Here is a 14,208-nt window from a genome sequence, read left to right on the forward strand (position 1 = left end):
CCCTCCTCTGGATCCGGCGCGTAATTAAATTTCGCACGTGGTTACCGCGCTGCAGCATTGTACGTCAATTAGGACGAAGCGTTAAAACGTATCGATTCAGCCTTGATCGTCGATTTCTGAGCTGTCGCCCATCAAATAGCGCGGCCCGGTACCCTTTTGCGCGGCACGGTCGCCTTTGTTGTAAAGCGCGCATTTGGGCAGCGACAGGCAACCGCAGCCGATGCAGCCGTCCAGATCGTCGCGCAGCGTTTCCAGCACCGCGATGCGCTGATCCAGCGCCGCGCGGAACTGTTCCGAAATCCGCCGCCAATCGGCCGGGGTGGGCGCGCGGCCATCCGGCAGGCTGTTCAGCAGCTCGCGAATCTCGGCGATGGTGAAATCGAACTTCTGCGCGATCATCACGAAGGACAGCCGCCTGATATCGGCGCGCTCAAAGCGGCGCTGGCCGCCGGCATTGCGCCAAGCGCTGACCAAACCCTGCGATTCGTAATAGCGGATCGCCGACACCGCCAATCCCGTGCGCTCGGCCAATGCCCCGATCGCCAACCCGGGTTTCTGCCTCAAGCTCCTGTTTTCAGACAATTCTAACTCCTTGACCTAAAGCTAGGTTTAGAAATTAGCCTGCATCCGGATCGAAAATCAACCGGAAAGGAATTCCCAATGAGCGCTCAACTGGAACATGCCAATTTCACCGTCCCCAATCCCGAAGCCACGGCAAGATGGCTGTGCGATGTCTTCGACTGGCGCATCCGCTGGCAGGGCGCCGCCATCAATGAGGGCTTTTCCATCCATGTCGGGTCGGATGACAGCTATGTCGCGGTCTATTCCCCGCCGCTTTCGCCGCAGAAGGCGGCCTCGTCGAGCTATCGCACCATCGGCGGGATGAATCACCTCGCCGTGGTGGTCGATGACCTCGACGCGACCGAGGCACGGGTGAAGGCCGCCGGCTTCACCCCGATCAACCATGCCGATTACGAACCGGGGCGGCGGTTCTATTTCACCGATGACGACGGCATCGAATTCGAGGTGGTCAGCTATGCGTGACAGGCTACCCCATCTGAAATTCCGGCGATATTTCGCTCTGCAACCTGCGCCACCCCCTTGCATTATGCCCATGCATTGGTTCAGGTAATTCGACACGAATTAAAAACATCAACGGCGGGCGTTCCGCGCCCGCCGTTCTGTCATGGAAAGAGGGCCATGGAAAAGATACCGATGACCAAGGCGGGTTTCGCCGCGCTGGAAACCGAACTGAAGCACCTGAAATCGGTGGAACGCCCGGCGATCATTCAGGCCATCGCCGAAGCGCGCGAACTGGGCGACCTGTCGGAAAACGCCGAATACCACTCCGCCCGCGAAAAGCAGAGCTTCATCGAAGGCCGGATCAAGGAACTCGAAGGCGTGATTTCGCTGGCCGACGTGATCAACCCGGCCTCGCTGAGCGGTTCCATCAAGTTCGGTGCGACCGTGACCCTGGTCGACGAAGACACCGACGAGGAAAAGGGCTGGCAGATCGTCGGCGAATACGAGGCCAATATCGAAAAGGGCCTGCTGAACATCAAATCGCCCATCGCCCGCGCCCTGATCGGCAAGGAAGAAGGCGACAGCGTCGAAGTCCGCACCCCGGGCGGCGTACGTTCCTACGAAGTTTTGAAGATCGAATATATCTGAACCAGTTTTTCCAGTCCGTCATGAGCGTTCACCATGACTGAAAGTCAGAAAAGACGCCCGGCCACCCCGCTGGGCCTTTACGACAAGCCCAGCCGGGACAGGGTCACGACGATTGAAATCGTCGCGATCGTGCTCAGCCTTGTCTGGCTGCTGCTGGCGGGCTGGTTCTTCATGACGCTGGAAACCCCGGAAGGGGCCGAGGGCACCGACAGCCTGCGGTTCCTGATGACGGTGCTGGTGCTGTTCCTGCCGGTGGCGATGATCTGGGTCGCCGCCACCGCCGCCCGGTCCAGCCGGATCATGCGCGAAGAAAGCGCAAGGCTGCAGGCCGCGATCGACGCGATCCGCCAGGCCTACCTGGCGCAGGCGCAGGGCCGCGACCTGTCTAGCGAACCCTCGGTCACCCGCAAGCTGGATGAAATCGCCGACGCGCAGCGCAAGACCGAAACCGCGCTGGCCACCTTCACCAGCAAGCGCGACCATGGCAGCGGCGCGATCCGCCCGGTGGTTCAGAAATCGGAGCCCGAAGACGCCCGCAACCAGGCGCCCCTGCCGCTGGGCACCCCGGCCGAGGAAATCGGCCCGCCGCTGGCCCGCGCCGATTTCATCCGGGCGATGAATTTTCCCGAAACAGCCGAGGACGAAAAGGGCTTCATCGCCCTGCGCAAGGCGCTGAAGGACCGCCAGGCGGCGCAGCTGATCCAGGCCAGCCAGGACGTGCTGACCCTGCTCAGCCAGGACGGCATCTATATGGACGACCTGCGCCCCGACATGACCCGGCCGGACATCTGGCGCCGCTTCGCCGCCGGGGAACGGGGCCGGTCGATCGCCAAGATCGGCGGCATCCACGACCGGTCCTCGCTGGCGCTGACCGCCGGGCGGATGAAGCAGGATCCGATCTTCCGCGACGCGGCGCATCATTTCCTGCGCCGCTTCGACAAGATGTTCCAGGAATTCGAACAGACCGCTTCGGATACCGATATCAGCGAATTGTCCGAAACCCGCACCGCCCGCGCCTTCATGCTGCTGGGCCGGGTTGCCGGTATTTTCGACTAGGCCACAAAAACCCGGGCCCAACCGATTGCATCCCCGCCCAATCGCCGCTACGGCTGATGTCGTTTTCAGTCAATGACAGTTCCCGCCATGCAGCCCAGTTCTTCCCGTTCCACCTATTGGCAAGGTTTCCGCGACGGATTGCCTTTCCTCTTCGTGATCACGCCCTTCGGGTTGCTGTTCGGGGTGGTCGGTACCGAGGCCGGGCTCAACATCTTCGAAACGCTGACCTTTTCGGTCGTGGTGATCGCCGGCGCGGCGCAGTTCACCGCGCTGCAGCTGATGTCGGAACAGGCGCCCACCCTGATCGTGCTGGCCTCGGCGCTGGCGGTGAACCTGCGCATGGCGATGTATTCGGCATCGCTCACCCCGCATATCGGCGCGGCGCCGCTATGGCAGCGGGCGATGATCGCCTATTTCACCGTCGATCAAAGCTATGCCTGTTCCATCGTGGCCTATGAAGAAAATCCCGGCTGGAACCTGCGGCAGAAGGTCGGTTACTTCATGGGCACGGTCACCCCGATCTGCCCGATGTGGTATGTGTCCACCCTGATCGGCGCCATGATCGGCGCCGCGATCCCGCCCGAACTGGCGCTGGATTTCGCCATCCCGATCACCTTCATCGCCATCATCGCCCCGGGGCTGCGCACCCGGGCGCATCAGGCGGCGGCGCTGGCCGCGGTGATCCTGTCGCTGCTGTTCAGCTTCATGCCCTATAACCTGGGCGTGCTGGTGGCGGGCTTGGGCGCGATGATCACCGGCGCGCAGGTCGAGCTGTGGATGGAACGCCGCAAGGAGGCCGCGTGATGGAAGCGATCGACCGGACGACGCTGTGGACCGTCATCATCCTGCTGGGGCTGGGCAGCTTCGGGCTGCGCTTCGTCTTTACCGGGCTGATCGGCGACCGCGCCCTGCCGCCCTGGCTGCTGCGCCACCTGCGCTATACCGCCGTGGCGATCCTGCCCGCGCTGGTCACGCCGCTGGTGATCTGGCCCGCGGGTACCGGCGGCCAATTCGACGCGCCGCGCGTCATCGCCGCGCTGGTCACGCTGTCGGTGGGCTATTTCACGAAGAACGTGCTGGCCGCCATCATCAGCGGCGCGGCAAGCCTTTATGGCTTCCTCTATCTGCTGGGATAGGGTTTAGGACGCGTCCCCGGTCAGCTGGCGCACCCGTTCGGGATCGTAGGCTTCCAGCGCCTTGAACCGGTCTTCGCTGTCATATTCGTACAGCCGCTTGGTGCTGACCCGCGGGACGACCCCGAACTGTTCGGACAGCTTGTTGGGATACCAGGTCCGCTTGATGTTCAGCTCGGGCAGCTGCGACAGGATATCCGAGGTGCTATTGGCGCACATCGCGTCGGGGACCTCGCCGTAATTCAGCGCCAGGTTCAGCGCTTTCTCGGCGGTTTCGGGCGACACTTCCATGCGCTGCACCACGACGTGGTAGGTCTTGCGGGCGTGGAAGCGGGTATAGATGTCTTCCAGCCGCGGGGTGACGTTGAAAACCACGTCGTTGCGGGTCACGATACCATGCTTGCGGAACGATCCGGCGGGATCGAAGATCACCCGCTGGCTGCCATTGATCATCATCGAGGTATGCGCACCCGACCCGTTGCTGTTGCTGACCATCGTATAGAGAGTCAGCGCGGGCGGGCCGTCATGGTGGTAAACGGACCGGGCAATCACGTCATCGGAAATCGGCGGGTCCTTCTTGACCGCGCAACCGGCGGTAAGGGACAGGGCGCAAACCGCCCACAAAATCGCACGCATGACAAAATCCGTTCAGAATGCCCGGCCGCAATGGCCCGATATCAGCTGTTGACCAGCGCCATGAAGACCAGGATCGCGATGATGACCAGCACGGCCCACTTGGTGAAGTTCACGAAACCTGCAAAGGTTGCGTCCTGAACCGAGGTGTCCATTTCGCCATGCTTGTGTTCAGCCATTTTCATATTCCTTCAAAGTCGCTGTTCGCGACTTGATTAGCCGATTTTTCACAACCTGTCACCACGGCAAAACGCCCGCCGGGTCCGGCCGTTCAGCTTTTTTCCAGATCGGCGGCCAGCCGGAAACCGATCCGTTTCGCTTCGACCTGTTCGGGTTCCTTCGGCAATGCGCGCAGAATCACGCTCAGCTGGCTGACATGCTGGATCAGCTGGGTTTTCGCCCCTGCCCCGTCGCTGCCGTAGAAGGTGACGATATCGGGATCGAAATAGCCCAGGCCCTCGATCCGGATCACCCCGGCATCGCCGCCGGCGAATCCCATCGCGACCTCGTGTTCGGCGTCCAGCGTCTGTTCGAAATTCTGGATATAGAGGATCAGCCGCTCATAGGCCCATTGCGCCGGGCTCTTGTCGCGCAGCGGGGTGCCGGTGACGGCGACCGGAACCTCGGTATTGGCCGGGGTTTCGGGATCGGCATGGACCTCGTGCCGGCGCGGCAGGGCGTCCATTTCATAGGCTTCGGCCGAGGTCGCGATCTTGTCATCCATCGTCCCGTTCCTTCATCCGCCACAGCCAGGCCCCGTCGTCGCGCCGCTCGCGGATCACCTCGCCGGTCTGGTGCATGTGGTTGAGATGCGCCACCGCCTCGACCAGCGCCAATCCGTAGGTGCCGCCGTCGATCTTGCGCTTGAACAGCGGCGGGAAACATTCGGCGGCGGTGCGCGGTTCCTGCAGGTGCTTGCGCAGCCGCCGCAGCGCGCCGTGGTGATTGTCGATCAACTGGCGCATCCGCGTCGGCAGACCGGTGAAGGGCAGCTTGTGCCCGCCCAGCACCAGGTGATCCTCGCGCGCCAGTTCCTGCAACCTCTCGCAGCTTTCCATCCATTCGCCCAAGGGATCGGCCTCGGGTTCGGTCGGGTGTACGCCGATATTGGGGCTGATCGAGGGCAGGATCTGATCGCCGGACAGCACAAGGTTGTCGTCGCGGCTCCACATCGTCAGGTGTTCGGGCGCGTGGCCGTGGCCGATATGGATATCCCAGTCGCGCCCCCCGGCGCGGATCACGTCGCCCTGCTGGATACGGGCAAATCCCACCGGCAACGGATGGCAGATATCGGTGAAATTGAACGGCCGTTCTGTCCGGCGCTTGTCCAGAACCTCCGGCGCAATGCCGGCGCCGATCCAGAAATCGATCGCTTCCGCCGTCGGTGCGGCCTGCTCATCCAGGATCAGCATGCGGGTCATCAGGAAGGCGGTGCGGGTGGTGGCGATTTCCGCCCCGAAGCGGGCCTTGAACCACCCCGCCATGCCGACATGATCGGGATGGTGATGGGTCAGGATCACCCGCCCCACCGGTTTGCCGCCCAAGGGCCCGGCCAGCAGGTTTTCCCACAGCGCCACCGATTTCTTCGAATGCACGCCGCTGTCGATCAAGGTCCAGCTGTCGCCCTCGTCCAGCGCATAGATGTTCACGTGATCCAGCGCCATCGGCAAAGGCATCCTGATCCACAGGATGCCTTCGGCGACTTCTATCGCGGTGCCGTTTTCGGGCGGTTCGGCCCAGGGGTAGCGTATGCCTGCGGTCTCGAGGCTCATGCCTCCAGCTCGTCCAGGCTGAAGGCGAACAGATCGTCAGCCCCGGCCATCGCATAGGTCAGCAGCGATTCGTGTTCCGGCAGCAGGCGGCGGATATAGAACCGCGCCAGTTTCGACCGCGCGCCTTCGCCGCCCTCGGCCATCGCGGCCTTCAGGTGGTAATAGCCGCCCAGAACCCGGGCAAAGGCGCGAGTGAAGGGCACCGAGCCGGCAAAGCGGGTGTTCATGTCGGTCTGGCTGACCAGCCATTCCACCGCCTCGCGCAGGCTTTCGCAGGCCTGCCAGACCGGTTCGGCCAGTTCCGGCATCGCTGCACGGGCGGCTTCGACATCGGCCTCGATTTCGTCGATCAGCACATTCGCGGCCTCGCCGCCATCCATCATTTTGCGCCCGACCAGGTCCATCGCCTGAATGCCGTTGGTGCCCTCGTAGATCGCGGTGATCCGCACGTCGCGGCTGAACTGCGCAGCGCCGGTTTCCTCGATGAAGCCCATGCCGCCATGCACCTGCACGCCCTGTTCGGCGACATCGATGCCGGTATCGGTGGCGAAAGCCTTGGCGATCGGCGTCAGCAGCGCCGCGCGCGCCTTCCAGTTTTCCGCCCCGGTCGCCGCCGCCATGTCCAGCGCCACCGCGCAGGACATCACGATGGCGCGCGACGCGAAGGTGTCGGCCTTCATCGACAGCAGCATCCGGCGCACGTCGGCGTGGTTGACGATCGGGCCGAATTGCTGGCGTTCCTTGGCGTAGTCCAGCGCCTTCTGATAGGCCCCTTCGGCCGCGCCGACGCCCTGGGCGGCGACACCCAGACGCGCGTTGTTCATCATGGTGAACATCGCCGCCATGCCCTTGTGCGGCTCGCCCACCAGCCAGCCCTTGGCGCCGTCGAACTGCATCACCGCGGTCGGGCTGCCATGTATGCCCATCTTGTGTTCCAGGCTGACCACTTTCAGATCGTTGGCCGGGCCCAGGTTACCGTCGGCATCGGGGATGAATTTGGGCACCATGAACAGGCTGATCCCCTTGGTTCCCTTCACACCGTCGGGCAGACGCGCCAGTACCAGGTGGCAGACATTGCCGCCGAAATCGTGATCGCCCCAGGTGATGAAGATTTTCTGCCCGGTGATCGCATAGGTGCCGTCGCCATTGGGCTCGGCCCGGGTCGTCAGCGCGCCCACATCCGATCCCGCGCCGGGTTCGGTCAGGTTCATCGTGCCGGTCCATTCGCCGCTGATCAGCTTGGGCAGGTACAGCGATTTGATTTCCTCGCTGGCGTGGTGTTCCAGCGCCTCGCACTGGCCCTGGGTCAGCAGCGGGCACAGGCCCAACGCCATGTTGGACGAGGTCATCAATTCGTTGAACGCCGTGGTCAGCGAGATTGGCAGCCCCATGCCGCCATAGGCCTCCGGCCCCGACACCGCGACCCAGCCGCCCTCGGCGATCGCCGCGAAGGCGTCTTTGAACCCGGGCGAGCTGCGCACGACGCCGTTTTCCAGCACCGCCGGGGTCAGGTCGCCGTTGCGCTGCGTCGGATAGATCACCTCTTCGCACAGCTTGCCCATGCCTTCGAGAACCGCATCGGTCAGGTCCTCGCTGGTCTCGGCATATCTTTCGGTGTCCCGCAACTGGCCGAAGGCGGCAACGTGGTCAAAGACGAACCGGATATCTTCAACTTGCGCACGGTAGGTCATGTTCTTCTCCTCCTGCCAAGCGACTTGGCTTCTTTTCTTGTCGCGAGTATGCAATTGATCCTGACCGTGCAAATTAGTGAACCGCACGCCCATCACAATTGGAACGCCGCGTCATTGGCCATGATCACAGCCCGAACCGAAACGCTTGGCGGTGATACCGCCGGATTGTCCCGCGCAGCAGAAATCCTTTCCGCAGGAGGGCTGGTCGCGATGCCCACCGAGACGGTTTATGGGCTGGCTGCCGACGCGCGCAACGACCTGGCCGTGGCGCGAATCTTCGAGGCCAAGGGCCGTCCGCGCTTCAATCCGCTGATCGTACACCTCGCCGATGCGGCGGCCGCGGGGGATTACGTGGAATGGTCCGACACGGCGCAGAAGCTGGCCGATGCCTTCTGGCCCGGCCCGCTGACCCTGGTGCTGCCGCTGCGCCCCGACAGCGGGCTGTCGCCGCTGGTCACCGCCGAGCTGCCCAGCCTCGCGGTACGGGTGCCCGCGCATCCGCTGGCCCATGCCCTCCTGCAGGAATTCGGCGGCCCGGTGGCGGCGCCCTCGGCTAACCTCTCGGGCCGGATCAGCCCGACCGAACCGCGCCACGTGCTGGACGGTCTGTCGGGCCGTATCGAGGCGGTGCTCGACGGCGGCGCCTGCCCGGTGGGGGTGGAATCGACCATCGTCGGGCTAACCGGCACCCCCACCCTGCTGCGCCCCGGCGGCGTCGCGGCGGAAGAGATCGAACAGGTGCTGGGCCAGAAGCTGGCCCTGCATACCGACGGCGACCCGCTCATCGCGCCGGGCCAGATGACATCGCATTACGCCCCGGGCGCCAAGGTGCGGCTGAACGCCGATCACGCGGAACCGGGCGAGGCGCTGCTGGGCTTCGGCCCGATGGCCTGCACGCTGAACCTGTCGGAACGCGGCGACCTGACCGAAGCGGCCGCCAACCTGTTCCACCACCTGCACGCGCTGGACGCGATGACCCCCGCAGGCATCGCCGTCGCCCCGATCCCTGACACCGGGCTGGGCCGCGCCATCAACGATCGCCTGCGCCGCGCCGCCGCACCGCGCTGATCCGCAGATTGGGGGCCAGCCCGCTCGTCACTGAAATTGATCCCCCGGATCAATTTCCGGGCGTTCCTCACCCCCCGGGATTTTTTTAAAAAGAAGAAGTTGTTTCTTCTTGGCCTAAATACTCCCGCCGGAGGCAAACCCCGAGCGAATTTGGCGCAGGCAAATTCGTGAGATATCAGGCGCGCGCTGCAAGCGCGCACAATCAGGTCACGCCCTCGTCAGGCGCGCCCCGCATCGGCGGACAGCAGCAGCGAATCGACACCGATGCTTTGCAGCGCCGCTTCCCATTTCGCCGCGTCGTCGGCGCCGAAGATCAGATCGCCATCCGCTGGACAGGTCAGCCAGCCGTTCTGCGCGATCTCGCTTTCCAGCTGACCGGGGCCCCAGCCGGCATAGCCAAGCGCCAGCAGAACCTTCTGCGGCCCCTTGCCCTGGGCCAGTTCCTCCAGCACGTCGAGCGTGGCGGTCAGCCCGAATTCGGCATCGACCCGCAACGTGTTGAGCGACGACACGTAATCGAGGCTGTGCAGCACGAAGCCGCGGCCGGTTTCCACCGGGCCGCCGAAATGCACCCCGATCTGCGGCGTCGCGGGACAGGTGTCGATCGACAGCTGTTCCAGCATGTCCCTGAGCACGATTTCCTCGGTGGGCTTGTTCACGATCAGCCCCATCGCGCCCTCGTCGGAATGGGCGCAGATCAGAACCACGGAATGATCGAAGCGCGGATCGCCCATTCCCGGCATTGCAATCAATAACTGTCCCGTCAAATCCATGTCACAATCCGCACTGTTCTTTCCAAAAGATAGGATTTGGCCGCCTCCGGGTCCAGCACCGGAAGGATAAAAACCGAATTTGCACCGACATTGCCCGGTACAAGGCCCTGTGCTCGAGCGATGCTCGCCGGAAAGTGAGTTGGCAAAACCCGCTTTTTATCCCATTTGAAAGATATGATCAGAAACCTGTTCCACAGCCTCGCCGCCACCCTTGCCCTGTCGCTGCCTTCCGCCCTGGCCGCCTCGCCCTCTGAGATGGCGCAGGTCGAAGTGCTGCCCGGATGGGAACAGGCCGACGGCACCCGGGTGGTCGGGCTGCATATCACCCTGCCGCCGGGCTGGAAAACCTATTGGCGCGCGCCGGGCGATGCCGGCATCCCGCCGATGATCGACCTCAGCGGGTCCAGCAACGTCCATGCCATGGCGCCGGAATGGCCCACGCCGCAGGTGTTTTCCAACAACGGCATGAATTCGGTCGGCTATCGCGACGGGGTGGTGTTGCCGGTGATCCTGACGCCGCAGCGCCCGGGCGCGCCGATCACCCTGAGCGGCGAGCTGCAGATCGGCATCTGCAAGGATATCTGCGTGCCTGCCGAATTGCCCTTCGACGCCGCGCTGCCCGCCGGGCCGGGCGAGGCCGATCCGCTGCTCAGCGCCGCGCTGGCCGACCGGCCACTGTCCGGGGCCGAGGCCGGGCTGGGCCGCATCCAGTGCACCGTGTCGGTGACCGAGGACGGCTTGGCGCTCGACGCGGAATTCCTGCTGCCCTCGACGGGGGGCGACGAATACGCGGTGGTAGAAACCCGCGATCCGCAGGTCTGGGTCGCCGAGGCCGAAACCCGGCGCGACGGCAACATGCTGCAGGTCCGGACCGAAATGATCCATGTCGAAGGCGGCGCCTTCGCGCTGGACCGGTCGGGCATCCGGATCACCGTTCTGGGCAGCCAGAGGGCGGTCGATATCCAGGGCTGCCCCGCACCCTGATCCTTTTCCCCTGATCCGTCAGCTCAGCCGTTCAGCCGCGCGCGCGGCGCAGCCTGTGGCCGATCACCAGCGCCGACACCGCATAGACCGCCAGCGTCAGCACCGCCGCCCCGGCCAGGAACAGCCCCAGCCCCGCGGCGACCGGCGCGGCCCCTGCTAGCATCGGCAGCGCCTCGGCCAGCACCGGATGCGGCGCGCCGGTGACCACCGGCCAGCCCAGCACCAGCCCCAGCCAGCCCAGCAGCACGGCCCCGGTGCCGATCACCGGCAGGTGCAGCCCGCGCGTGCGCAAAGCGTGGCGCAGCGAGGTGACCTGCCGTTTCACGTCATGCTGCGCCGCGACCAGCGCGGGCACCACCAGCAGCACCAGAACCATGCCGAAGCCCAGCCCATAAACCAGCGTGATCACCGTCGGGCGCAGGAATTGCGCCTGTTGCGATCCTTCGTAAAGCAGCGGCGCCAGCCCCAGAACCGTGGTCAGCGTGGTCAGCATGACCGGGCGCAGGCGGTCGGCGGTGCCGTCGATGATCGACGGGATCAGCCCGCGATCTTCGGCATATTCGTCGATCGTCGTGACCAGCACGATGGAATCGTTGATGATGATCCCGGTCATCCCCAGCAGCCCCACCACGGTGAACATCGACATCGGCACGCCCCAGATGTAGTGGCCCCAGATCGTGCCGACGAGCCCGAAGGGAATGATCGCCATCACCACCAGCGGCCGCGTCCAGCTGGCGAAGACCCAGGCCAGCACCAGGTAGATGCCGGTCAGGCACAGCACCAGCCCGGTGCGGGCTTCGGACAGGAAGGTGTCCTCCTGTTCCGACAGACCGGCCAGGCGATATTCCACCTGCAGGGTACTGGCGATTTCGGGCAGGATTTCGGTTTCCAGCGCCTGCGCGATTTCGGCGGCGCGGGCGGGATCGTCTTCGGAAATGTCGCCGGTGACGGAAATCAGCCGGATGCCGTTTTCGCGCCGCACGGTGGAAAAGCCGCTGCGCGAGGTCACGGTCACGATATCGGCCAGCGGCACGTAATCGCCGGTACCAGTGCGCAGCTGCATCCGTTCAAGGAAATCGGCGGTCAGTTCCGCCTCGGGCAGCTCCACCCGTATCGCGGCGCTGCGCGGCCCGTCGGGATAGGTCGCGGCCTCCAGCCCGTTCAGCCGGTGCCGCAGCACCCGGCCCAGCCCGTCGATGGTGAAGCCGAGCGCCTGGCCCTGCGGCGTCAGGTCGAGGATCAGCTCCTCCTTGTCATAGGCCAGGTTGTCCTCGACCGCCGACACTTCCGGGTAGCGCGCCAGCGCCGATTGCAGATTTTCGCTGGCCCGTTTCAGAACCTCGGCGCTGGCGCCGTAGAACTGCACGTCCAGCGCATCGCCGCCCGGCCCCGAGCGCCAGCCGCGGAAGCTGACGGTTTCGGCCAGCGGGTGCGGCCGCACCGCATCCTGCAGATCGGCGACGAAGGCGAAGCTGGAATAGGGCCGCAGGTCGGCGTCGATCAGTTCGATCGCGATGCCGCCCAGCAGGTCGGCATCCTTGGTATCCGCCCCGGGCAGCGGCCGGCCGGAGTTGCCGCCGATTTCGGCCACCACGTAATCGATCGGGTTCACCCCGTGCTTTTCTTCGTATTGCTTGCCCAGGTCTTCGACCGCGCGCTGCATCTCGCGCATCATCGCCAGCGAATCCTCGCGCGTGGCGCTTGGCAGCATGGCGAAATTTCCGGTGACCGAACTGCGCTCGGGCGAATTGAAGAACCGCCAGGTGACGTCGCCGCGCGCGAACAGCGCGATCTGGCTGGCTAGGATCAGGACAGTGCCCGCCAGAACCGGGTAACGGGCCCAGACCACCAGCCGCATCAGGTGCCGGAACAGATGATCGCGCAGCCAGCGGAAGCCGCGATTGACCATGCGCGAGGGCCAGTCGTACCAGTGGTCCTTGTGCTGATGCGCCAGCGCGTGGGACATGTGATTGGGCAGGATCAGGAAGCATTCGACCAGCGACGCGGACAGCACCGCGATCACCGTGAAGGGGATGTCGCCGATCATATCGCCGAAGCGCCCGCCGATGGCGGTCAGGCCGAAAAAGGCGATGATCGTGGTCAGGGTCGCGGAAAACACCGGCATCGCCATCTTGCGGGCGGCGTTTTCCGCCGCAAAAACCGGGCCTTCGCCGTATTTGCGCAATCGGGCATCGGCATGTTCGCCCACCACAATGGCGTCGTCCACCACGATGCCCAGCGTGATGATCAGCGCGAACAGGCTGATCATGTTGATGGTCAGCCCGCCCACATACATCAGGGCGATCGCCGCCAGCATCGACACCGGAATCCCGGCGGCCACCCACAGGGCAGTGCGGGCGTTGAGGAACAGGAACAATAGCGCCACCACCAGCCCCAGCCCCATCAGCCCGTTGTCGATCAGGATGTTCAGGCGGCCTGTGATCGCCTCGGCGCGGGTGCGGATCAGGTCGATCTCGACCCCTTCGGGCAGGGTTTCCTGCAGGGTTGCGGCGATCTGTTCGACCTGGTGCTGGATCTTGATCGCATCGCCGGCGGCGGAGCGGTCGACCCGGATCGACACGCCGGGATTGTCGCCGACGAAATAGGCCCGGCTGCGGTCCGTGCCCAGCTGTTCGACCCGCGCCACGTCGCCCACGGTCAGGGTCGACCCATCGTCGTTCGAGCGCAGCACGATCGCCTCGATCTGGTCCGGGCTGCGCTTTTCGACCCCGGTGCGGACGCGGGCATTGGCGCCGGTCACGTCGCCCGCCGGATCGGCCGCGACTTCCTCGGCGATGGCGGCGGCGATCTGCTGAATGGTGATGTCATGCGAAATCAGGTTGACCGAGGGCACCTCGATCAACGTCTCGGGCGCTGCAACGCCACGGATCGTGGTCCGTGTCACTCCCGCCGCGAACAAGCGGGTGACGAATTCATCGGCGAACAGGCCCAGCTGGCGCGGCGCCACCGGGCCGGTGATCACCACGTCGGTCACCCGGTCGCGCCAGGCGCCGCGCGTCACTTTGGGTTCCTCGGCCTCCTCGGGCAGGGTCGTGACCCCGTCCACCGCCGCCTGCACGTCGTCGGCGGCGCGGCTCATGTCCCAGCCCGGTTCGAATTCCAGCGAAATGCTGGCGCGGCCTTCGCGGCTGGCGCTTTCGCTGCTTTCGACCCCTTCGACGGTCAAAAGCGCCGGTTCCAGCACCTGCACGATGGCGGCATCGACATCCTCGGCCCCGGCGCCTTCCCAGACGACCGAGACGCTGACCTCATCGGTCACCACGTCGGGGAAGAACTGCGCCCGCATCCGCGGCACCGACGCCAACCCCATGACCAGCAGCACGATCAGCAGAAGGTTCGCCACCGTGCGGTGACGGGTGAAATAGGAAAGGATACCGCCCGCCGCGTCGGGGATCGCGCGCACCAT

At 64.8% G+C, this 14,208-nt stretch carries 15 protein-coding genes; 7 read left to right on the plus strand and 8 right to left on the minus strand.

Going from position 1 to position 14,208, the window contains the following annotated elements; all coding sequences use genetic code 11:
- Positions 1-96: 96 nt before the first annotated feature.
- Positions 97-564 carry a redox-sensitive transcriptional activator SoxR gene (soxR, locus tag GR167_RS18195; protein ID WP_160975160.1) on the minus strand — a complete coding sequence of 156 codons (468 nt, stop codon included), beginning with the start codon at positions 562-564 and terminating at the stop codon, positions 97-99.
- 96 nt (positions 565-660) lie between these two features.
- Here soxR and GR167_RS18200 point away from each other — a divergent pair, with 96 nt between their 5' ends.
- The 5 genes from GR167_RS18200 (at position 661) to GR167_RS18220 (ending at position 3,863) form a co-directional block, all read left to right on the plus strand.
- Positions 661-1,044, plus strand: a complete 384-nt coding sequence (locus tag GR167_RS18200) for a VOC family protein (RefSeq protein ID WP_160975161.1) — start codon at positions 661-663, stop codon at positions 1,042-1,044.
- 156 nt (positions 1,045-1,200) lie between these two features.
- Positions 1,201-1,671 carry a transcription elongation factor GreA gene (greA, locus tag GR167_RS18205; protein ID WP_160975162.1) on the plus strand — a complete coding sequence of 157 codons (471 nt, stop codon included), beginning with the start codon at positions 1,201-1,203 and terminating at the stop codon, positions 1,669-1,671.
- Between the two features lie 33 nt (positions 1,672-1,704).
- Complete coding sequence (locus tag GR167_RS18210) at positions 1,705-2,727, plus strand: hypothetical protein (RefSeq protein ID WP_160975163.1); 1,023 nt, start codon at positions 1,705-1,707, stop codon at positions 2,725-2,727.
- A gap of 87 nt (positions 2,728-2,814) precedes the next feature.
- Positions 2,815-3,531, plus strand: coding sequence for an AzlC family ABC transporter permease (locus tag GR167_RS18215; protein WP_160975164.1), 717 nt, complete (start codon positions 2,815-2,817; stop codon positions 3,529-3,531).
- The gene (locus tag GR167_RS18220) at positions 3,531-3,863 is read left to right on the plus strand and encodes an AzlD domain-containing protein (RefSeq protein ID WP_160975165.1); all 333 of its coding nucleotides are present in this window, start codon (positions 3,531-3,533) and stop codon (positions 3,861-3,863) included. The genes GR167_RS18215 and GR167_RS18220 overlap by 1 nt, the downstream gene beginning before the upstream one ends.
- A 3-nt stretch (positions 3,864-3,866) precedes the next feature.
- Here GR167_RS18220 and GR167_RS18225 read toward each other — a convergent pair whose 3' ends face one another.
- From GR167_RS18225 to GR167_RS18245, 5 genes are all read right to left on the minus strand, one after another.
- Positions 3,867-4,496 carry a hypothetical protein gene (locus GR167_RS18225; RefSeq protein ID WP_160975166.1) on the minus strand — a complete coding sequence of 210 codons (630 nt, stop codon included), beginning with the start codon at positions 4,494-4,496 and terminating at the stop codon, positions 3,867-3,869.
- Between the two features lie 41 nt (positions 4,497-4,537).
- Positions 4,538-4,672 (minus strand): aa3-type cytochrome c oxidase subunit IV, encoded by a 135-nt coding sequence (locus GR167_RS18230; protein WP_160975167.1) that lies wholly within the window; start codon positions 4,670-4,672, stop codon positions 4,538-4,540.
- A gap of 92 nt (positions 4,673-4,764) precedes the next feature.
- Positions 4,765-5,217, minus strand: coding sequence for a DUF6173 family protein (locus GR167_RS18235; RefSeq protein ID WP_160975168.1), 453 nt, complete (start codon positions 5,215-5,217; stop codon positions 4,765-4,767).
- A complete protein-coding gene (locus GR167_RS18240) occupies positions 5,210-6,265 on the minus strand; it encodes an MBL fold metallo-hydrolase (RefSeq protein ID WP_160975169.1) in 1,056 nt (351 codons plus the stop codon). Before GR167_RS18240 ends, GR167_RS18235 begins: the two co-directional genes overlap by 8 nt.
- Positions 6,262-7,956 carry an acyl-CoA dehydrogenase gene (locus GR167_RS18245; RefSeq protein WP_160975170.1) on the minus strand — a complete coding sequence of 565 codons (1,695 nt, stop codon included), beginning with the start codon at positions 7,954-7,956 and terminating at the stop codon, positions 6,262-6,264. Before GR167_RS18245 ends, GR167_RS18240 begins: the two co-directional genes overlap by 4 nt.
- 120 nt (positions 7,957-8,076) lie before the next feature.
- On the opposite strand from GR167_RS18245, the gene GR167_RS18250 reads away from it, so the two are divergent.
- Positions 8,077-9,024, plus strand: a complete 948-nt coding sequence (locus tag GR167_RS18250) for an L-threonylcarbamoyladenylate synthase (RefSeq protein WP_160975171.1) — start codon at positions 8,077-8,079, stop codon at positions 9,022-9,024.
- 218 nt (positions 9,025-9,242) lie between these two features.
- Here GR167_RS18250 and GR167_RS18255 read toward each other — a convergent pair whose 3' ends face one another.
- Entirely contained in the window at positions 9,243-9,797 is a 555-nt protein-coding gene (locus GR167_RS18255) for a YqgE/AlgH family protein (RefSeq protein WP_160975172.1), read from the minus strand.
- 174 nt (positions 9,798-9,971) lie between these two features.
- Here GR167_RS18255 and GR167_RS18260 point away from each other — a divergent pair, with 174 nt between their 5' ends.
- Entirely contained in the window at positions 9,972-10,781 is an 810-nt protein-coding gene (locus GR167_RS18260) for a protein-disulfide reductase DsbD domain-containing protein (RefSeq protein ID WP_160975173.1), read from the plus strand.
- Between the two features lie 31 nt (positions 10,782-10,812).
- On the opposite strand, the gene GR167_RS18265 is transcribed toward GR167_RS18260, so the two are convergent.
- On the minus strand, positions 10,813-14,208 hold the full coding sequence (locus GR167_RS18265) for an efflux RND transporter permease subunit (RefSeq protein ID WP_160975174.1): 3,396 nt from the start codon (positions 14,206-14,208) through the stop codon (positions 10,813-10,815).

This window comes from Thalassovita mangrovi, from assembly GCF_009857745.1.
In the GTDB taxonomy this organism is placed as follows: domain Bacteria; phylum Pseudomonadota; class Alphaproteobacteria; order Rhodobacterales; family Rhodobacteraceae; genus Thalassobius; species Thalassobius mangrovi.